Origin of the sequence: Capnocytophaga sp. oral taxon 412 str. F0487, assembly GCF_000271925.1 — a bacterium.
GTDB classification, from domain to species: domain Bacteria; phylum Bacteroidota; class Bacteroidia; order Flavobacteriales; family Flavobacteriaceae; genus Capnocytophaga; species Capnocytophaga ochracea.
The window spans coordinates 1-20,864 of the sequence record NZ_AJZR01000047.1 but is presented as its reverse complement, the minus strand read 5'-3'; the positions used below and the strand labels follow the sequence as shown (position 1 = coordinate 20,864).

Below are 20,864 nucleotides of genomic sequence, written 5' to 3'. Positions count from 1 at the left end.
TAAGTAATAAGAAATGACAAACAACGAACAAGTAAAGGATTTAGTGAATCGCCTGGGTGCGTTAAGGAGGTATCTTTGACGTAGATGCTAAACGCATTGAAATAAGCAACGAAGAAGAAAAGACTTTTGCACCTGACTTTTGGGATAATGCGAAAGAAGCTGAGAAAGTGATGCGCGAGCTTCGCACTAAAAAGAAATGGGTGGAAGACTATGAGGAAGCCGAAAATCTTACCTCGGATATAGAAGTACTACTTGACTTTTTTAAAGAAGGCGAAGCTACTGCGGAGGATGTAGACCACCAATACACCCAAGCCTTACACGCTATTGAAGCATTGGAGTTCCGCAATATGCTTTCGGACGAGGGCGATACGATGAGTGCGGTATTGCAAATTACGGCAGGTGCAGGTGGTACTGAAAGCTGTGACTGGGCATCGATGCTACTACGTATGTACACGATGTGGTGCAATAACCAAAAATATAAGGTAAAAACACTCAACTTCCAAGAAGGCGATGTGGCAGGAGTAAAAACGGTTACCATAGAGATTGAAGGCGAATACGCTTTTGGCTACCTAAAAGGTGAAAATGGTGTACACCGTTTGGTACGCATCTCACCTTTTGATAGTAATGCTAAACGCCATACTTCTTTTGCCTCGGTATACGTGTATCCTTTGGTAGATGATACTATTGAAATAGATATTAATCCCGCAGATATTACCTTTGAGACGATGCGCTCCAGTGGTGCTGGAGGGCAGAATGTAAACAAGGTAGAGACAGCTGTACGTTTGCGTCACCACCCTACGGGTATCATTATTGAGAATTCCGAAACCCGCAGTCAGTTGGATAATAAGAACAAGGCGTTGCAACTACTCAAATCGCAGTTGTATGAGATAGAGCTCAAAAAACGTCAAGCCAAGCGCGATGAGATAGAAGCAGGAAAGATGAAGATAGAATGGGGCTCACAAATACGCAACTATGTAATGCACCCCTACAAACTTGTGAAAGACGTACGCACCAATTACGAATCTACTGATGTAGATAGCGTAATGAACGGTGAATTAGATGAGTTTCTCAAAGCCTACCTAATGCTTATGGGTACGAGCCGTACGGGCGATTTGTAATGGTTAATAATTAATGGTTAGTGGTTAATACTTTTGGAATATGGGGGTAATGAATGATAATAAAATAGTAGTTTATCAGGTGCTTACAAGGCTTTTTGGCAATACTAATACCACTAATAAACCTTGGGGGACGATAGAAGAGAACGGTGTAGGTAAGTTTGCTGACTTTACTACAAAAGCTCTTGAAGAACTCAAAGCATTAGGTGTAACACATATTTGGTTTACGGGGGTGTTACACCACGCCCTTACTACCGACTATACGGCTTATGGTATCAGCAACGACTTTCCCGCAGTGGTAAAAGGTCGTGCGGGTTCGCCTTATGCTATTAAGGATTACTACACTGTAAACCCCGACCTTGCCGATGACCCTACACAACGCTTGGAGGAATGGGAAGCCCTTATCGCCCGTACCCACCAATGCGGATTGAAAGTAATAATGGACATAGTGCCTAACCACGTGGCGCGTCGGTATGAGAGTATAGCCAAGCCGGAAGGCACACGCGGTTTTGGCGAAGACGATGATACCACCGTACAATATGCGGTAAATAACAATTTCTATTACAATCCTAATGAAGCTTTTCAGTTGCCTGAGGGTATTTATGGTGAGTATCACGAGTTTCCTGCCAAATGGACGGGTAATGGCGCACGCGCTTCTAAACCCGACCGCAATGACTGGTATGAAACGGTAAAACTCAACTACGGGGTACGCCCCGACGGCACTAAGGATTTTGCTGAACTACCTGCAAGCTTTGAGAATGAAGATACTGAAGCGCATTACCACTTTTGGGCTGATAAAACAGTACCCGACACTTGGAGAAAATTTAAAGATATAGCCTTGTATTGGCTCGGGAAAGGAGTAGACGGCTTCCGTTATGATATGGCTGAAATGGTGCCGGTAGAGTTCTGGAGTTATCTCAATTCGGCTATCAAGCACCAAAATCCAAAGGCATTTTTATTGGCTGAAGTGTACAATCCTAATGAATATCGTCCTTATCTGCATTTAGGCAAGATGGACTATCTATACGACAAAGTGCAACTTTACGACACTTTGCGCAATATTGTGACTCACGGACACAGCACTGATGCCATTGCCCCTATACAGCACAACCTTGCCGATATTGCACATCGTATGTTACATTTCTTGGAGAACCACGACGAACAGCGCATAGCCTCGCCTGAGTTTGCGGGATGTGCTGAAAAAGCTAAACCAGCGATGACGGTCTCTACGTTTATTAGCGAGTCGCCAGTGATGCTGTATTTTGGTCAAGAAGTAGGGGAGAAAGCAGCGGAAGTAGCAGGATTTGGTAGTCCGTCGCGCACGTCTATATTTGATTATATAGGTGTTCCTGCACACCAACGCTGGGTGAATAATAAGCGCTTTGACGGCGGTCAGTTATCAGAGGCAGAACGTTCTTTACGCAATTTCTACCAGCGATTGCTCAACTTAAAAGTGAATGGGGCTTATATTGATTTGCACCAATACAATCGGCAGCATACTGAGTATTACAACGATAGGGTGTACAGTTTTGCAAGAGGCAATGAGGACGAACATTGGGTGATTGTGAGCAACTTTAGTGAGCACGACTACTTTGGTTTTGACTTGCAGTTGCCAGATTACTTGTTGGGTAGTTGGTTCTTAAACGACGGTACTTATACGCTTACCGATGCTCTTTACAATGAAAAACACACTACCTTACAGATTGCAAATGGCAAAGGAAGATTGCGAGTAGATATAGCGCCTTTGGAGTCTTTAATATTCAAAATTAGCAAATTAGTAGATTCGTAAATTATGAACATTCATTTTATAGTAGCTCCCAGTACGCATTTGCGTCCGTTAATGGCTGAGCTACACAAAAGACATCATATCACTACACTCCCCGAAGAGATGACGGCTACAATTGATTACGTGGTGGTAGACCCGCATCTTTCTCATACACACCCAGACCTATTACAAGCGCAACACTTAGGACTTGACATTCTATCGCCTACCTCTTTTCTATACGAATACTTTAAACACAAAACTCGTGTAGTAATTACAGGTAACAAAGGAAGAAAAGAAGTATTGGCAAGGGTGTTCCACACTATGGACTTTTGTAATCAACCAGTGAGCTACTACTTTGAAAGTCCTATCGAAGGGAAGCAAGTGCATTTTGCTGATACTGAATTTGTGCTTATAGAAGGCAATGAAGAGGGGGCTATGTTGCACCCCACAGTCGCTCTTATCAGCGATATGATAGAAGAAAATAAAGATATTTATAAACAATTTATAGAGGGGATAACCAAAGGAGGAATACTCATTTACAATGAAGAAGACCTGTTATTAAATGAGTTAGTAGGGAATAATGAGAGTCCTATTCGCAAGATGGAGTATGGTACCCCTGCGTTTGAAACTCATAATGGTGAGACTTACCTCATTACCCCCGAAGGCGAATTGCCCTTGGGTGAAACAAATGCTGAACAGTTGAGCTATATAGAAGCAGCCAAATGGGTATGCCAGAATATGGGCATAGACGAAGCCGACTTTTATGAGGCAATGGCAAGTATTTAATAAGATAATAATTAAAAATTTAGATATATGAAGTTTTATTTTTCACTCATAGTTTTAGCTTTAAGTTTTTTTACAGCTTGTAATTCGAGCAATCAAATAAGTAAAGATGAGGTATCTAACCTTATTGCTGATTATTTAGAAGAGAACCCTTTATTTGAGACAGGGAAATTTAATACCAACAAGCAGAAGTTAGACAGTACCAAAGACAAAGATTTGTTAATTACTATACAGGAATTAGCAGATGAAGGGCTTATTGATATTAATAATGAGAAAACTAGGAAGAGATGGTTTTCAAAAGATAGTGTATATGTGATTTCTCCTACTCTTACTAAAGAAGCACTTCCTTACCTTGTGAAACAGAACAAGAACAGTGCTAATGTTAAAACAATCATTTATAAATTAAATGATAAAGGGATTACTATTGAGAAGAACTCAGAAAAGGTGGTTATTTGTAATGCAGTATTAGATAAAGAGAAAACACCTTTTTACAATTTTGGTAAAGACCCGTATCCTAATACAACCTTTATTACTCAGAAGTTTAAGTTGAAATACAATGAGAAAAATGGCTGGAAGATTATAAAGAAATAAACTTATGAAAAACGTAACTATACTTGGTTTGGTACAAGCATTATTAAGCCTTATATCTGGGATTTTAATATCCAAAATGTCGTTTATAGGGAAAATAGGAATAAGTACAATGTACCGTGAGTATACCATTTTCAAAACTTGGTGGAAAACGGCTCTTTTATTATTGGTAATACAGTTAGTACTTATTGCTGTATTACAACTTTTTAGAACAAAAGTAAGCGTATCGTTTAGTAGATTATTAGCCTTTTTACTTATTGTTTTAGGAGGAATAGGAGCTTACTTTACTTATATTGACTTCACAACTACTTCGCATAAAATGATGAAGTTGAGCTTTCATTTAGGGTTTTATCTCTTTTGGGTAGGGTGGTTTATCACTTGTTTTTATTATTTGTTGTTCAAGAATAAGAAAAAAGAGGATAATATTCAGCAAGATATCTTATTTGCCGATGCAGAAGCGGGAAAAGATGTTTCCTAAGACCTCATCATTGCTTACAGCTCCTGTGATAGAACCTAAATGATAGAGAGCTTCGCGGATATCGATAGCTAATAGATCACCTGAAAGTTGTAATTGTAATCCTTGCTCTATTCTTTCAATACTTTGTAAGGTATTGTGTAGAGCTTCGTAGTGGCGGATATTAGTAATAATAGTTGCTTTACCTGTATTATTAAGACTTTGAGCATAGTGAGAGAGAAAATCTTTAAGGGCTAAAATATTGTTTCCTTCTTTAGCTGATATTCTCAGTAGTGTATCGGTATAACCTTTCAAGGATTGTAAAATCTCATTATCAAAAAGAGTTATATTACTTTCTGTAGATAAGTCAGTTTTATTGTGTAATAGTACAAATTTAGTTCCTTCGCGGTAATTTTCTTTTACAAAAGAAATAATCTCTTGGGCAGAGCTATCTTTTACATCGAATAAGTAGAGCACAATAGAGGCTTTTTCTATCTTTTCTTTAGCTTTTTGTACACCTATAGCTTCGATTTGGTCTTGAGTATCACGAATTCCTGCGGTATCAATAAAACGAAAAGCAATGCCTCCTATATGAAGCGTTTCTTCAATAGTATCGCGGGTAGTACCTGCAATATCCGATACAATAGCGCGTTCTTCGTTCAGAAGGGCATTTAATAAAGTAGATTTGCCTGCATTAGGCTTGCCTACAATAGCCACAGGAATACCATTTTTTAGTACATTACCTACTGAAAATGATTGTAAGAGAGATAAAACAGTGGTTTTAATAGTGCTTAAAAGCGTTTTAAACTGAGTTCTATCGGCGAACTCTACATCTTCTTCCGAAAAGTCTAATTCAAGTTCTATTAATGAGGTAAAGTTTAATAATTCTTGTCGTAATCCTTCTATCTCAGAAGTAAAACCACCTCGCATTTGCTGTAATGCTACCTGATGAGAAGCCTTACTATCGGAGGCAATCAAATCGGCAACGGCTTCCGCTTGATTGAGCGCTAATTTACCATTGAGAAAAGCGCGTTTGGTGAACTCCCCAGCATCGGCTAAACGAGCTCCTTTTGCCAAGCACAGCTTGATAACTTCTTCTACGATATAATTACTTCCGTGACACGAAAACTCAACTACGGGTTCACCTGTATAAGATTTAGTTCCTTTGAAAATAGTAGCCAAACACTCGTCGATTACTTGGTCTTTACTTTCGAGAGTTCCTAAATGAACTGTATGTGACGGAGCTTCAAGTAAAGATTTTCCAGTATAAGGTTTGAACACCGAGTCGGCAATGGCTATGGCTTCTTTTCCCGATAGGCGAATTACAGCAATAGCACCTACCCCTGAAGCAGTTGCCAAAGCTACAATCGTATCATTTATATATAACGAATTATCTCTCTTCATTCTATGTTATTGAAAATTGGTGCAAATGTAGTGATTTTTTCATTACTACCAATTTACTAATTTTCAAAAACCTCAAAGCGATTATCTTCATAAAAGAAAATAATTCGTTTAATACGCTTATCAGTGGGTAATGGTAAAGCTTTTGTCTCTACTTGCTTTTCTTTTATTGCAGCAGAAGGTGGAGCAGGAGTAGTGGCTTGCATTTCTATTTCGGGAATATCACTGAAAAGGTCAGGTTGTTGCGTTTTTTTAGCACTGGCAAGCTCTTTATCTTCTTTACGAGGGAAACTTCCTTTTCCTTGTGTAATCCAATACATATCTACTTCAGGAAATTTTTCGATGAGCTTTAGGATAAAATCCAAGCTCGGTTTGTTGCGTTCTGATAAGAGATGAGAAACCCCTGAACGCTGAATCTCTAAGCTATCAGCAAAGGCTGCAGCATTTAAGCCGTAATAATCCATCACTTGTTGTAAGCGAATGGCAAAGTCTGATGTGTTTAACATTGTAACGTTCGTTTATTTTTCTAAGAATGCACAAATGTAAATCAATATTTTGAGATATACAAGTATAAACAAGGATATTTTTCATCATATTAAAGTGTTTATTTATGATTACAACGTAAATTATTCGTTTATAGTATTATATAAAACTACTATAAAAATAATCTATAGGTATAATTATTGTGAAAATGGTATTTCGGAATAGAAGGGAAAGTCTTTTTATAGAACATAATAATCGTTGATTAGTATATTTAGTATTATTGATGGTTTTACAATTATAAACACTAAGTGATACAAATGTAACACTTAAATATAAGGAAACTTTTACTTTATTACAGGTTGTACTTTAATGAATATTTATTACTTTTGCTTTTAAATATTAATATACAGATGAAAAAACAGCTTTCTGGGCGTTATATCACTTATCCGATGATAGCCCCACTTTTAAATAAATACCCTTTTGAGGAGGTAATATCTTTAGGTACTTCAGTTAAAGGGACACCTATTGACCTGTACAGAGTAGGAAAAGGTCGTAAAAAGATACTTATGTGGTCGCAAATGCACGGTAATGAATCAACTGCTACCAAAGCGCTTTTCGATGTTTTAAACGAGCTTAAAACAGCTGATTTCTTATCGAAATTAAGTGTTTATTGCATTCCTATGCTTAATCCCGACGGTGCTGAGATGTTTACACGTGTAAATCACAACGGCGTAGACCTTAACCGTGATGCCGATGAACTTACACAACCTGAGAGCAAGTGTTTGCGGAAAGCTTATGAACTTGTACAGCCTGATTATTGCTTTAATCTGCACGATCAGCGCACTATTTTCAGTGTAGGACAGACACCTTTGCCAGCTACAGTTTCTTTCTTAGCACCTGCTTATAATGAAGAGCGCAGTATTAATGAAGTACGCCAGAAGGCAATGGAAGTGATTGTAGTAATGAATAACACTTTACAGCACCATATACCTAATCAGGTAGCGCGTTTTGACGATAGTTTTAATATCAATTGTACGGGAGATAAGTATACACAATTAGGTACGCCCACTATTCTTTTTGAAGCAGGGCATTTTTCTAATGATTACAACCGTGAACAAACGAGAGTATATATTGCTATGGCTATATTTAGAGCTCTACAATATATAGCCACTAGCGATGTTACAAATGTGAATTATAAAGATTACTTCAGTATACCTGAAAACGATAAATGTTTTTACGATATTATTTTAAGAGACGACACTCACTGTGGTAATGATGTAGGTATTCTTTATAAGGAAGTTTTGGAGAATGGGCAAATCTCGTTTGTGCCTTATATTGCTGAGATAGGTGATTTATCTAAAAAATACGGACATAAAGAAGATGTTTTATCAAAGTTTATAAGTTCAGCTATTGATAAAGATTATATTAAAAATCACTTGGATTTATCAACATTGAAAATAGATTAATGGTGAATGGTTAATGGTTAATGATTAATTAGGTGGAGCTTATAGGAAACTTATAGGATAGACGAACAATGAGTGGGTCTACAGTGGGTCTACAACGAACAAAAGACGAACGATGAACGAAGGAATAACGAACCTAAGTAGAAGGAAAGTTGAAGCTAAGGCAGAGATAAAAAGAAGGTTATGGGTAGATTTCAACTTAAAAAGTATGTTGCAATTTGGAATATACAAAAAAACATTGTTACTTTGCGCTTTTAAAAAAAGAACTCGTAAACTTAATGTAGATGGCAAAATATAGATTAGATGAAATGGATCTTAAGATATTGGATATTCTTATAGAAGATGCACGAAAACCCTATATAGATGTTGCTAAGGCACTTGATATATCGTCGGGGACAGTGAATGTACGGATAAGAAAAATGGAAGAATTGGGGATTATAAAAAGTTCTGCCATTTCATTAGATTACGAGAGAATGGGATATACTTTTATTGCTTATGTGGGTATCTTTTTGGAGCGCAATCATCAAGCTGAGTATGTTTTGGAACAATTAGAGGCTATCCCGTTTGTAACAGAGGCACACATTACTTCAGGGAAATATAATCTGTTTTGTAAAATTAGGACAAAGGGGGTGAAACACGCTAAGGAAGTTATTTATATGATAGACGACATTCAAGGTGTGTCGCGCTCAGAGACAATGATATCGATGGAAGAGGCTTTTAACGATAAGAGTCGTTTGCTTCATAAGGCTTTCCGAGAATTGGATTTATATGATTTTTTAACTACTAAATAAGAACTTTTTAAAAGGGCTATCTGAATGAAAAATCGGGTAGCTCTTTTTGTTTATACAGAAAATTGAGTAATTTTGTTGCGCAAAAACTGAAATACTATGAATGAGAAAATACAAGCACTCATAAGCAATTACATTCGTTTCTTACAAGAAAAACCTTCTAATCCTGATGAAGTGTACAAATGGCAGGCAATAAAACATTTTGAGCAGCATTGGGATATTAATGCCCCTGATTTTTACGAAATGTTTAAAGAGGCTTTTTGGAAAAAGGATAATTTAGTAGATTACCGTCCTTTTGGTATATTGGAAGCGTTAGGAGAAAACTATCCAACGAAATTAAAGGAATTGTTGGGTATTGTTTATGGGGCTGATGATTTCTATACCAAATTGGGAAAATGCAGGACTTTCACTGAAAATGTTATTGATAACTTAAAAGAGAAAAGCAATACAAATTTTAGTACAAAAATTGATGAGCGTACTCTTTCTTTTTTACTGACGCTGAAATTCCCTAATGAGTATACTTTTTATAAAAGGGATATTTATACTAAATTATGTGAGTATTTAGGAGAAGTTTCTCGAAAAGAGCGCAAATACGAGCATTTTATTGAGTTGCTTACCGAAATCACGACTTATTTTAACAATCCTGAGTTAAAACAACTCACGAGCAACTTTATTCCACAAGGTTTTGATGAACCTTTGCTATTGGCTCAGGATATTGTGTACCAGAATATGACAATTTCTTCAGAAAAAGCATTTAGAAACGTATTGGATAAGATTCCTAAGCATTGGGCTTCTGTTTTCTTTTACAAATTAGGAAATATTATAGAGGATTTAGCATTAGAAGATACCGAAAATCAAGTGTTCAGTGTTAGATTAGATGAAAAATCACTTCGTTATCACATAGGGAAGAGGATTTGTTTAAGTGTAAGTCCCAAAGAATTTCTTTTTATTACAGGAAGGGAAGTAGATATCCCAAAACTGAGAAGGGAAGAGTTTGAAAGACCTAACAATGCTTTTCTTTATTATCAGGGAACCCCACAACATATTGAAACATATTACCCTGATATCAAAAATGCTGTCAAAGAAGAGATAGCACTTGATAAGGAAACTTATCCTAAAAGTTATGATAATAGCTATTTCAGGGAATATGTTTTTGAAAAGAAATACAAAGTAGAATTTGAAACAATAGAAAGTAATATGACAAATCAAGCGATTAAGCCTACGATTATTGACCTACTACGTTACAAGCACCAAATCATCTTACAAGGTCCTCCAGGTACAGGTAAAACCCGTGAAGCCAAGCGTATTGCCAAACAGCTATTAGGTTTGAATGACAATGATAGCTTAGAGGGTAATGAGCAGTTTAAACTCATTCAATTTCACCCTAGTTACTCTTACGAAGATTTTGTAAGGGGCATTGTCGCCAAGCCTAATGAAGAGGGAGACGGGATTGTCTATACAGCTGAAAATAAAGTGTTAGCTGAGTTTGCAGAGAAAGCCTTAAAAGCATTCCAAGAACCTATTAAATGGGAAAATTTTAGAGATTTTCTTGAAAAAGAAAAGAAAGAGGGGCGAGAAGTTTATTTTGATGAAGGGAAAGAACTTAAATATAATTTTATACAAAATAACGAATTGCGATATTTAAGTGGACGCAATCATAATTTAGCAGGTATTCCTATTGAAGAATTTTGTCAAAGAAATTTAGATGATAAATTCGATAGTTTTTATAAAAACTATCACAAATGGGGCTGGAAATTTATAACTGACTATTTCATAAAATGGGCTAATGATTTCAAAAGGAAGAAATCTTATTTTCTTGTAATTGACGAAATCAACCGTGCGAATCTTTCAACAGTATTGGGGGAACTCATCTATGCCTTGGAATATCGCGGGGAATCCGTGGAGAGTATGTATGCTATCGATGATGACAATAGTTTCACACTACCGCCTAACCTCTACATCATCGGTACAATGAATACGGCTGACCGCTCGGTAGGGCATATAGATTATGCCATTCGTCGGCGCTTTGCCTTTGTGAATGTGTTGCCTAAGGAGTTAGAAGGGAATTTTGATAAAAACTTGTTTAAAGCAGTAAGTAAGCTCTTTATTGAGAACTATGATGATTATATTAACAATACAGATACTGAATTAAAACGTGCCAAAACCTTATCACCTGAATTTAAACCAGAAGATGTGTGGCTTGGACAGTCGTATTTTATTCAGAAAAAATACAGCGATGGAAAAGATGTGCCTATGTCTATTCGTTGGGAATACGAAATCAAGCCCATTCTATTGGAATACATAAAAGATGGGATACTCATAGATAATATAAAGATTGAAGAACAAATGCAAGAAATTAAAACATTAGTCTATGAAAATAACCCTTCTTGAACATCAACCCTATAGCATCAAAAAAGAGGAGGGAAGCATTTACTTTGAAGCAATACCTAAGAGTTGTCCGTATGTATTGAAGAAAGATAAATGGGGAAATCCTATATATCCTTTTGAAATTAGTCGTACAAATGAGGAAGAAGTGTGTTTGCAGGCAGGCTATTATGTGGGGGCTTTGTGGTTGGTAAAACATCACAAATTCGTATATATAGAGCCTAAAATGAATAAAAAACACATTGTTGAAGGCTTACCTACCCAAGAGGAAGAATGGGCAGAAATCGACTACCTGAAAATGCTTCTCAGCATTACGGCGCTCGACCCCAAACACACACAAAATCTTATTAAAATCTATTGGGACGAACCGTTAATTACCATCGAACAGCAAAAAGACACGCTCACGCCTTTTCTAATGGTACAATTCCTATTGCTACTGAAGCGTATTGTGCGCAAAGGACTTAAAAAATCGTACTACACGGTGGAGGAGAATCTTAATAACCGCATCAAAGGCAAGATACAGTTAGGTAAACACCTCAAACAAAATGTTTTTAAGAACAAACTCACAGCCCACGTATGTAGGTATCAAGAGTTTGGAATGGATAGCCTCGAAAATCGCTTTTTGAAGAAAGTTTTACAGTTTATCATCAGCTTTAAGAATACACACTCTAATTACTTTGCAGGCAATGACGAGTCTATTCGCGAACTTATTACGTATTGTAGTCCGCATTTTGAGTTGATTTCAGAAGAACTCGACGTAGAAAACCTCAAAAAAATCACTACCAATCCTTTTTTCAAAGAATATGAGGAAGCTATTCGCATCGGAAAGCAGATTTTGAAGCGTTTTTCGTATAATATTACCGAAACAACCCAACAAAAAGTAGCTATTCCGCCTTTTTGGATAGATATGCCCAAACTTTTTGAGTTATATGTATACAAAAAACTACAAGAACAGTTCGGCAGTAGGGGAGAAGTACACTATCATTTTACGGGTGATTACACTGAATTAGATTTTTTGCTCAACACTCCAGAACACAAAATGGTGATTGATGCCAAATACAAAACTGTTTATGAAGATAGTAGAGTGATAGACGACATTCGTCAGGTGAGTGCTTATGCACGTTTGGAAAGAGTTTATAAAGCCCTAAAAATAGATGACGATAGGTTGATAGATTGCCTTATCGTCTATCCCTCATTCGAACAAAATACCGATTTAAACATCGCAAATAAAAAGGAGATACATCAGTACAGAAATATCTATAAATTAAGTGTTTCTGTTCCATTAATCATTAACAATTAATCATTTATCATTAAAAAATATGTCACAATTCTACAATAGTATCGCTGAGAAATACGATGCTATCTTTCCGCTATCGCCTGCACATAAAGTCTTTTTCGATGCCGAAGTGCACGGCAAGACAGTTCTTGATGTAGGAGCGGGTACGGGCAACCTTACCGCCTATCTGCGTGCACAGGGCTATGATGTTACGGCTATCGACCTCAGTAAAGCACTTATTGCTCAGGCTACTGCCAAGGGTGTTGAAGTGCAAGAGCTTAATATGCTTGCTATCGATACTTTACCTATGTTCGATACCATTATCAACATTGGGAACACGCTTCCACATTTGGATAATAAAGACGAAGTGCAAACTTTTCTTAAAAAGGCTTATAACCAACTCACGCAAGGAGGCAAACTTATCTTGCAAATGGTAAACTTTGAGAAGTATTTTGGCCAGAAAGAAGGTAATTTTCTTGGTAATCTGCCTCTAATAGAGAACGAAAAAGTAAAGTTTGAACGTTCTTATCACTTAAACCGCAAAGGGAAGGTAGTTTTTAAGACGATTTTAGACGAAACTATTGCCAATGAAGAGCTTTTACAGCCTATTCTTTCCCAAGAACTCACCCAATGGCTCTCTCAAATAGGTTTTAAAGACCTTAAACTATACGGCAACTTCAAAAAAGAGTCTTTCAATCCTGAAACTTCAATGGCGCTTATTGTAACAGCTCAGAAATAACTTCTCTATACAATTGCTATTATTTTCATATCTCACAAATATTCCGTACTTTTGCACTTTAAAACAATACATTATGGCACGATTAGGAATGCTTTACGCTATTACTGATGAAGCGTTAGAACAATTAAAAGCGCAAGATATAGACGAGATGTACGACTATATGCTTGAAGAAATAGAAGAAGAACTATTTAATACTTCTGAAGGCTTTGAGATTAACAAAGCGTGGGAAGGAGTCCAGTTTTGTCTTGGGAAAGGCACGTGGAATGAAGAAAACAAAGTACCTTACAATGTTGTTTTCGGTGGGGAACTGATTTTAGACCACAATGACTATGTTATTTCGCTCAAAAAGCCCGAAGTTATCAAAGATATTGTGGCTTATCTGGAAACCAATAACCTACAAGAAACTATTAAAAACAATTTTGATAAAATCCCCGAAGAGGAATATACTCTCCCAAAAGATGAGGATAATCTTACATTTCTTTTAGACTGGAGCGAAGGACTTTTAGAGTTTTATAAAAACGCTTTAGACAAAGAGCTCAATGTTATCTTTACCGTAGATATTTAATAAATCGTTAAAACATTATTTTATGGAAACAATAACTTTTCAAACAAATGTAAAAGCAATAGATTTTCCTATTATAGAGGAAATATTGAAAAAGTTCAAAGCCAAGGATATCAAAATTATCAAAGAGAAGAAAGATGAAACAGAAATGACAGAGGAAGAGTTCCTTGCAAAAATAGACCGCTCTATGAAAAGCAAAAGAACGAAAGTTACCATAGAAGAACTTAGAGCTAAATATTTGAAATAATGGAAGAATTAGAAACGTATTCTTTGGAAGAAACAGAGATTTTTTCTGAAGATATGGCAAAGCATATAAGTTCAGGACAGAAAAAAATTGTTGAGAGAATACTTAACCTTATCGAAGAAATAAAGCAACACCCGACAATAGGAACAGGCAAGGTAGAGCGTCTTAAAGGTAAGGGAGAACGCCTTATATATTCTCGGCGTATCAATGACAAGTATAGGCTTGTTTATGAAATCTTTGAAGAAGAAAAGTTAGTGGTCTTAGCGACTGCTTATGGTCATTACAAAGACAAATAGTCATTTATCATTAAACATTAATCATTAACAATGTTATCAGTATCCAATTTATCCGTACAATTCGGAAAACGCGTCCTCTTCGATGAGGTAAACGTAACCTTTACACAAGGCAACTGCTACGGCATCATCGGTGCCAATGGAGCAGGAAAATCTACCTTCCTTAAAATCCTTTCAGGCAAGCAAGAACCTACTTCGGGGCGCGTTATCCTCGAACCAGGCAAGCGTATGTCGGTGCTCGAACAAGACCACTACGCTTATGACGAGTACACTGTCCTCGACACGGTGATTATGGGCAATAAAGTCCTCTCCAAAGTCAAAAAAGAGATGGACGACCTCTATGCCGATTATTCCGATGAACACGCCGAACGCATTGGTGAGCTACAAATACAGTTCGATGAGATGAACGGCTGGAATGCCGAGAGTGATGCCGCTGCACTGCTTTCCAATTTGGGCATCTCTGAGGATATGCACTATACCCTAATGTCCGAAATGGACGGTAAGCTCAAGGTGCGAGTACTTCTCGCGCAAGCGCTCTTTGGCAACCCCGATGTACTCATAATGGACGAGCCTACGAACGACCTCGACTTCGAGACTATCAGCTGGCTGGAGAACTTTTTGGCAAACTATGACAATACAGTGATTGTGGTTTCTCACGACCGACACTTCCTCGATGCTGTTTGTACCCATATCTCCGATATTGACTTCGGGAAAATCAATCATTATTCGGGTAACTATACTTTCTGGTACGAGAGTAGTCAGTTGGCAGCCCGTCAGCGTGCCCAACAGAACAAAAAGGCGGAAGAAAAAGCCAAAGAGTTGCAGGAATTTATCGCGCGCTTCAGTGCCAACGTGGCAAAATCAAAACAGGCTACCTCTCGTAAGAAGATGTTGGAGAAACTCAACATCGAGGAAATCAAACCATCCTCTCGTCGTTACCCTGCTATCATTTTCGACCGCGACCGTGAGGCTGGAGACCAAATCCTACACGTGGAAAACCTCGCCGCTTCTATCGACGGACAGGTATTATTCCAAAATGTGGATATCAACCTTGCTAAAGACGACAAAGTAGCGGTGATTTCTAAAGATTCGCGTGCCACCACTGCCTTTTATGAGATTCTCAACGACAACCTGAAGCCCGATGCGGGCACCTTTGCGTGGGGAATCACCACCTCCCAGTCTTACCTGCCGGTGGATAACTCCGATTTCTTCACCCAAGACCTTTCCTTGGTGGATTGGTTACGCCAATGGGCGAAAACAGAGGAAGAGCGCGAGGAAGTATACGTGCGCGGGTTCTTGGGCAAGATGCTTTTCAGTGGCGAGGAAGCCCTCAAAAACTGCAAAGTGCTCTCAGGAGGCGAGAAAGTGCGCTGTATGCTCAGCCGTATGATGATGTTGCGTGCCAATGTGCTAATGCTCAACGAGCCTACCAACCATTTGGATTTGGAGAGCATTACCGCCTTCAACAACTCGTTGAAAAACTTCAAAGGTACGGTGCTTTTCACCACTCACGACCACGAATTTTCGCAAACCGTCGCCAATCATATCATCGAGCTTACCCCTAGTGGCATTATCGACCGCTATATGACCTTTGATGAGTATATGGACGACAAAAATATTCAGGAATTGAGAGAAAAGATGTATAAATAATGATTAATTATTAATGATTAATGGTTAATCACAGCACTTTGGCGAAGGTCATTGCACAAAAAGGTGATAAAAATGAACTTTGCCAGAGTGTTTGGGAGGAAAAATATATAATAAAAATTAAAAAATAAAAGTAAATGGAAAATAATCAAGAAATGACTAACCAACAAGAAAATTCTTCTTTAAATAATACTTCAGTAGATGGATGCAAAGAGTTTACACCTCTTGAAAGATATAAAACACTAATTGCAGCAAGGAATTTCCATTATGATAATTTCAATAAATGGCTATCTTATTTTTATATTGCAATAGGTACTTTATTTATAGGTTTTTGTACTCTTAAAACTTCTGATAAATCTTCATTATTTGAATTAGAAATAATAATGATACTTATTTTAGGATATATAATTTCTCTATTATGGTTTCTTTCTTGTAAAGGATACTATTTTTGGAATATTAACTTTATAACATTAGTCAATAATTGTGAGAAAGATTTAAAGCCAGATCCAAAAGAAAGAGTTTATTTTGTTTTTGCCAATAAAAAAAGACAAAATAATTATTTTAATCCAATTAGTGGGGCTAATATTTCTACATCAAAAGTTGCAATTCTTTTTTCTTTTATAATAACTATTTCTTGGGGAATTTTGTTATTAAAAGAATTTATGAAATTTATAGATGATAGATGTCTTTCTATTGTTTTACATATATTAGGAGTTATTCTAATACCTATAATAACGTTATCATTGAGTTATATTTCACAGTTATTCTTACAAAGTAAGATTGACCATTTTCCAGACCTAAAATTACAGCAAACAAAAGAAGATTAAATAAAAAAGTATGACAATAGAAGAATTAATTTTAGAAGGTGAAGAATTAAAAACAAGTATTATTTTTTATAGAAATAATGGACTTTATACAGAGTATAAAAGTAATAAGGAAGAAAAATATCAAAGTTGGTTGTATTCAGTAAAAAGAATAATAGACACAAAATATAAGAGTTCTATTGGAAGACTTAGACCATATGAAAATCATATATCACCTGAAAATCATATAAAAATATTAGGAATATTAGAAGGAATAAAGAACTTTCCTGATGAACCTGAAAGTACAAATTCTAATAAAGAGCAAGGCTTTAATTTCAATATCTCTCAAAGTCAAAACCAACAAACAAATGTAAGTATTAATCTGATTATTGAAGCTTTAAAAAGTGAATTAAATGATAATCAAAGAAAAGAAATACAAACTATTATAGATGATAAGGAACTTGAAGCTGGGAAAAAGAAATCTAAAATAATTGAAACCTTAAAGAAGTTTGGCGGAGATGTTGCTTCTAATATATTGGCTAATATATTGACTAATCCAAGCTTTTTTGGCTTTTAATATTTCTAGTTCTATCAAACAAAGAATTAATCATATAAGAAAATGAAAATCATAGGAATCAGCGTGCGCACTACCAATCAGAACGGACAAGCGATGCAAGACATTGGAAACCTTTGGCAACGCTTTTTTAGCGAGCAACTTTTGGCAAAAATACCCAATAAGGTAAGCGATGCTATTTATAGCATCTACACTGATTACCAAAAGGACTATACCAAGCCTTACACTTGTATGATAGGAGTAGAAGTTACCACGCTCAGCACGATTCCCGACGGCTTAGAGGGCAGGGAATTCCCTGAACAAACCTTTCAAAAGTTTGTAGCCAAAGGCGCAATGCCTCAAGCAGTAGGGGCGATGTGGCAACATATCTGGGACAACGACGCCACACTCAATCGCACTTATATATATGACTATGAGCGCTACACCGAGAAGTCTCAGCAAGGTGATGCCTCCGAAGTAGATATTTTTATAGGTGTAAAAGAGAACAAATAGCGAACTTAAAATAGAGGATTGCCAAAAAACCTCTTAACTAAAATGATGTTACCAGAAGAAGAAAACTACGCGGTTACCAAATTCGAATTGATGCTCAAAGAGAATAACATTCTCTTTTTCGACATTGATGAATTTGAAGAAATCGTAGAATATTACTTAGAATACGGACGCATTAGCAAAGCGAAACGTGCCTTGGAAATCGGTTTGTCACAACACCCCGATGCTTCATCACTTAAATTGCTAAATGCAGAACAATTGGTGTTTGAAGACCGCTTAGAAGAGGCTTCGGAACTCCTCAATGAACTGTTGCTCATAGAACCTATGAATGCTGAAGTACACGTGCAACAGGCTAATCTGTACTCTAAAATGAACAAACATCATCGCGCTATTGAGTTGCTACAATACGCCATCACACTTACCGATGACGTTTCGAATATCTATGCCCTAATGGCAATGGAATACCTCTATACGGAGGATTATTCCAATGCCAAAAAGTATTTTACCAAATGTTTGAAAGAAGACCCTCAGGATTATACCGCACTCCAACAGTTGGTATTCTGCTATGAGGTGTTGGGAGAAGTGCAAGAGGCAACCGACTTTCTAAACACTTACTTAGACCAAAATCCTTATTGTGAAGTTGCTTGGTATTACCTCGGTAAGCTGTATCTATCCATTACCGACCATAAAAATGCCTTGCGTTGTTTTGATTTTGCTATCATCAGCGATGATACTTTCACGGGGGCTTATTTCGAGAAAGCTCGTGTGCTCGAAATGATGGAAGATTACGAAAAAGCTATCGAAAACTATAAGATTACTCTTACCTTAGACGACCCTTCGGCTTTAGCTTATCTGCACATTGGGCGTTGTTATGAGAAAATGCGTAACGATGCCAAGGCAGAAGAGTATTATTTTAGAGCTACTCACGAAGATCCTCAGCTCGACAAGGCTTGGATTACCTTAGCCGACTTCCATTACTTGCGTCACAATCACGCTAAGGCTCTAAAATACATTAAAAAGGTACTTACTTTTGAATCTAATGAGCCTTATTATTGGCGCCGTTATGCCGAGCTGAATTATTATCACTTTCAGAACCTAAAAGAAGCAGAATACGGCTATCGGAAAGCGGTACAAAACGGCGATTATTCCTATACTACCCTCATCGAATGGATTGACCTACTGTTGCTCTCTCAAAAATACCGAGAAGCCTTATCTATCATTGCCGATATAGTGCAGATCTACCCGCACGAGCTGGAGAATTACTATCGTATTGCTTTAGCTTATTACGGATTAGACGATTTAGAAGAGGCTACTCATTATTACCACTTAGGCTTACAACACGCCCCCGAATGGCAGTCGTTTTTTGAACACAAATTCAACTTTAAAATACAATAGTTTATGGGGATAGTGCTCCGTCAATCGTTTAAGAATGTGGTGGCTACCTATTTAGGGTTTGCCATAGGGGCACTGAACACCCTTTTCTTGTTTACTTACTTCCTCTCCAAAGCTCAGTACGGATTAGTGAGTTATGTTACTTCCACTGCCACCATTCTGTCCCCTCTTATCGCCTTTGGGGTGAACAATACCTTGGTGCGTTATTATACCGCTTATCGAGATAAGAAAGAGCAAGCGCAATTCAACCTGATGCTTTGCTTTTTGCCTTTGCTCATCATTGTGCCTGCCACCTTTGTCGGGGTAATTGGGTACGAACAGATTGCGCAATGGCTTTCGGCTAAAAACGAAGAAGTGCGCGATTACGTTTTCCTCATCTTCCTCACTTCCGTAGCGATGGCTTACTTTGAAATTGCTTATGCGTGGACGCGCGTACAGCTAAAAACCGTCTTTGGCAATTTCCTTAAAGAGGTATTCCATAGGGTAGGAGTGATGCTCCTGCTATTAGCCATTTATTTGCAGCTCATCGACTTTCGCCAACTGATATGGGGCGTATTTTGGGTGTATGCTTTGCGTATGCTCTTGATGTTTGTTTTCGCTTTCTATGTACGCCGACCACAATTTGCTTGGGGATTGCCTAAGAACAAGAAAGAAGTCTTTTTGTACAGCCTTTTTGTAATTTTATCGGGCTCGGTAGCTTCTGTATTGATGGATATTGATAAGTTTATGCTGAACCAATACTTGCCTATCGGTGAGATTGCCGTTTACAATGTAGCCATTTTTACAGCTACGGTGATTGCCATTCCGTATAGGAGTATATACCAGATTGTGAGTCCACTGACGGCACAATTTATGAATCAAAACAAGCCAAAAGAGCTATCCGACCTGTATAAGCGCAGCACTGTGAACACTTATTTTGTGAGTATGGTGATTTGTGTGCTTATCATCGTCAACGCCCAGCAGTGTTACGCTCTTCTGCCCGATAAGGATTACAGCACAGGACTCACGGTGCTTGTCATAATATCAGTAGTAAAGCTATCGGACGCCTTAGTGGGCTTCAACAATGCGGTATTGCTCAATTCACCTTACTATCGTACCGTACTGTTTTTGGGTGTTTTTTTGGTCATAGGCACTGTTTTAATGAATATGTGGCTCATACCGCTTTACGGCATCAATGGGGCGGGATTAGCGACCCTAATCGCTTTTAGTTCGTATAACCTACTCAAGTCGGTTTTTGTGTATCGCAAATACAACTTACAGCCTTTTTATAAAGAAACGTTACAGACCACCCTCTTCGGTATTATAGCCATAGGAGGTTTCTTCTTTTGGGACTTTCCGTTTCACCCTCTTGTAAATATCAGCTTAAAATCATTACTCGTAGGGGGAATCAGTGTATTTTTTCTTCTTAAATTGGGAATTTCGGAGGAGTTAATAAGGCTTATTCGCCGATTTAGTAATTAGTAAATTAGTCTTTGTATTCACTTTTCGTATAGAGTAGACCCACTGTAGACCCACTGTAGACCCACTGTAGACCCACTGTAGACCCACTGTAGACCCACTGTAGACCCACTGTAGACCCACTGTAGACCCACTGTAGACCCACTGTAGACCCACTGTAGA

General features: G+C 37.5%; 21 protein-coding genes. 19 read left to right on the top strand and 2 right to left on the bottom strand.

The window, feature by feature from the left end; genetic code table 11:
• The first annotated feature begins 13 nt into the window (after positions 1 to 13).
• The 5 genes from prfB to HMPREF1321_RS07645 all read left to right on the top strand — a co-directional run bounded on the left by prfB (position 14) and on the right by HMPREF1321_RS07645 (position 4,729).
• Positions 14 to 1,118 (top strand): peptide chain release factor 2 gene (prfB, locus tag HMPREF1321_RS07665; protein WP_015782918.1). Its coding sequence is split into 2 segments (ribosomal slippage): positions 14 to 73 and positions 75 to 1,118, totalling 1,104 coding nucleotides; the frame shifts between segments, so codons are not numbered across the junction.
• 40 nt (positions 1,119 to 1,158) lie between these two features.
• Entirely contained in the window at positions 1,159 to 2,904 is a 1,746-nt protein-coding gene (locus tag HMPREF1321_RS07660; protein WP_009422118.1) for an alpha-amylase family glycosyl hydrolase, read from the top strand.
• 3 nt (positions 2,905 to 2,907) lie between these two features.
• Positions 2,908 to 3,666 carry a hypothetical protein gene (locus HMPREF1321_RS07655; protein WP_009422116.1) on the top strand — a complete coding sequence of 253 codons (759 nt, stop codon included), beginning with the start codon at positions 2,908 to 2,910 and terminating at the stop codon, positions 3,664 to 3,666.
• A 27-nt stretch (positions 3,667 to 3,693) separates the two neighbouring features.
• The gene (locus HMPREF1321_RS07650; protein WP_009422079.1) at positions 3,694 to 4,254 is read left to right on the top strand and encodes a hypothetical protein; all 561 of its coding nucleotides are present in this window, start codon (positions 3,694 to 3,696) and stop codon (positions 4,252 to 4,254) included.
• 4 nt (positions 4,255 to 4,258) lie between these two features.
• On the top strand, positions 4,259 to 4,729 hold the full coding sequence (locus HMPREF1321_RS07645; protein WP_034575893.1) for a hypothetical protein: 471 nt from the start codon (positions 4,259 to 4,261) through the stop codon (positions 4,727 to 4,729).
• Here HMPREF1321_RS07645 and mnmE read toward each other — a convergent pair.
• Entirely contained in the window at positions 4,691 to 6,109 is a 1,419-nt protein-coding gene (gene mnmE / locus HMPREF1321_RS07640; protein ID WP_009422075.1) for a tRNA uridine-5-carboxymethylaminomethyl(34) synthesis GTPase MnmE, read from the bottom strand. The two genes, HMPREF1321_RS07645 and mnmE, sit on opposite strands and share 39 nt — an antisense overlap.
• Before the next feature lie 56 nt (positions 6,110 to 6,165).
• Positions 6,166 to 6,612 (bottom strand): helix-turn-helix domain-containing protein, encoded by a 447-nt coding sequence (locus tag HMPREF1321_RS07635; protein ID WP_009422099.1) that lies wholly within the window; start codon positions 6,610 to 6,612, stop codon positions 6,166 to 6,168.
• Positions 6,613 to 6,999: 387 nt separating this feature from the next.
• Between HMPREF1321_RS07635 and HMPREF1321_RS07630 the strand changes: the two genes are divergently transcribed.
• The 14 genes from HMPREF1321_RS07630 to HMPREF1321_RS07555 all read left to right on the top strand — a co-directional run bounded on the left by HMPREF1321_RS07630 (position 7,000) and on the right by HMPREF1321_RS07555 (position 20,705).
• On the top strand, positions 7,000 to 8,055 hold the full coding sequence (locus HMPREF1321_RS07630) for a M14 metallopeptidase family protein (protein WP_009422072.1): 1,056 nt from the start codon (positions 7,000 to 7,002) through the stop codon (positions 8,053 to 8,055).
• Between the two features lie 281 nt (positions 8,056 to 8,336).
• Positions 8,337 to 8,843: an Lrp/AsnC family transcriptional regulator gene (locus HMPREF1321_RS07615; RefSeq protein ID WP_009420604.1), complete on the top strand. Its 507-nt coding sequence runs from the start codon at positions 8,337 to 8,339 to the stop codon at positions 8,841 to 8,843.
• 96 nt (positions 8,844 to 8,939) lie between these two features.
• The gene (locus HMPREF1321_RS07610; protein WP_009422097.1) at positions 8,940 to 11,231 is read left to right on the top strand and encodes an McrB family protein; all 2,292 of its coding nucleotides are present in this window, start codon (positions 8,940 to 8,942) and stop codon (positions 11,229 to 11,231) included.
• The gene (locus HMPREF1321_RS07605; protein WP_009422095.1) at positions 11,212 to 12,525 is read left to right on the top strand and encodes a 5-methylcytosine restriction system specificity protein McrC; all 1,314 of its coding nucleotides are present in this window, start codon (positions 11,212 to 11,214) and stop codon (positions 12,523 to 12,525) included. The genes HMPREF1321_RS07610 and HMPREF1321_RS07605 overlap by 20 nt, the downstream gene beginning before the upstream one ends.
• Positions 12,526 to 12,544: 19 nt before the next feature.
• Positions 12,545 to 13,240, top strand: coding sequence for a class I SAM-dependent methyltransferase (locus HMPREF1321_RS07600; protein ID WP_009422088.1), 696 nt, complete (start codon positions 12,545 to 12,547; stop codon positions 13,238 to 13,240).
• A 73-nt stretch (positions 13,241 to 13,313) separates the two neighbouring features.
• A complete protein-coding gene (locus HMPREF1321_RS07595; protein ID WP_009422092.1) occupies positions 13,314 to 13,805 on the top strand; it encodes a YfbM family protein in 492 nt (163 codons plus the stop codon).
• 22 nt (positions 13,806 to 13,827) lie between these two features.
• Positions 13,828 to 14,049 (top strand): hypothetical protein, encoded by a 222-nt coding sequence (locus HMPREF1321_RS07590; protein WP_009422069.1) that lies wholly within the window; start codon positions 13,828 to 13,830, stop codon positions 14,047 to 14,049.
• On the top strand, positions 14,049 to 14,342 hold the full coding sequence (locus tag HMPREF1321_RS07585; RefSeq protein ID WP_009422085.1) for a Txe/YoeB family addiction module toxin: 294 nt from the start codon (positions 14,049 to 14,051) through the stop codon (positions 14,340 to 14,342). Before HMPREF1321_RS07590 ends, HMPREF1321_RS07585 begins: the two co-directional genes overlap by 1 nt.
• 30 nt (positions 14,343 to 14,372) lie before the next feature.
• Entirely contained in the window at positions 14,373 to 15,989 is a 1,617-nt protein-coding gene (locus HMPREF1321_RS07580) for an ABC-F family ATP-binding cassette domain-containing protein (protein WP_009422115.1), read from the top strand.
• A gap of 134 nt (positions 15,990 to 16,123) precedes the next feature.
• Entirely contained in the window at positions 16,124 to 16,813 is a 690-nt protein-coding gene (locus tag HMPREF1321_RS07575; RefSeq protein ID WP_009422070.1) for a hypothetical protein, read from the top strand.
• A gap of 10 nt (positions 16,814 to 16,823) precedes the next feature.
• Complete coding sequence (locus HMPREF1321_RS07570; RefSeq protein ID WP_009422102.1) at positions 16,824 to 17,366, top strand: hypothetical protein; 543 nt, start codon at positions 16,824 to 16,826, stop codon at positions 17,364 to 17,366.
• Positions 17,367 to 17,408: 42 nt separating this feature from the next.
• Positions 17,409 to 17,855 (top strand): GyrI-like domain-containing protein, encoded by a 447-nt coding sequence (locus tag HMPREF1321_RS07565; RefSeq protein WP_009422076.1) that lies wholly within the window; start codon positions 17,409 to 17,411, stop codon positions 17,853 to 17,855.
• A 42-nt stretch (positions 17,856 to 17,897) separates the two neighbouring features.
• Positions 17,898 to 19,247, top strand: coding sequence for a tetratricopeptide repeat protein (locus tag HMPREF1321_RS07560; protein WP_009422094.1), 1,350 nt, complete (start codon positions 17,898 to 17,900; stop codon positions 19,245 to 19,247).
• Between the two features lie 3 nt (positions 19,248 to 19,250).
• Complete coding sequence (locus tag HMPREF1321_RS07555) at positions 19,251 to 20,705, top strand: lipopolysaccharide biosynthesis protein (RefSeq protein WP_009422104.1); 1,455 nt, start codon at positions 19,251 to 19,253, stop codon at positions 20,703 to 20,705.
• Positions 20,706 to 20,864: the final 159 nt, after the last annotated feature.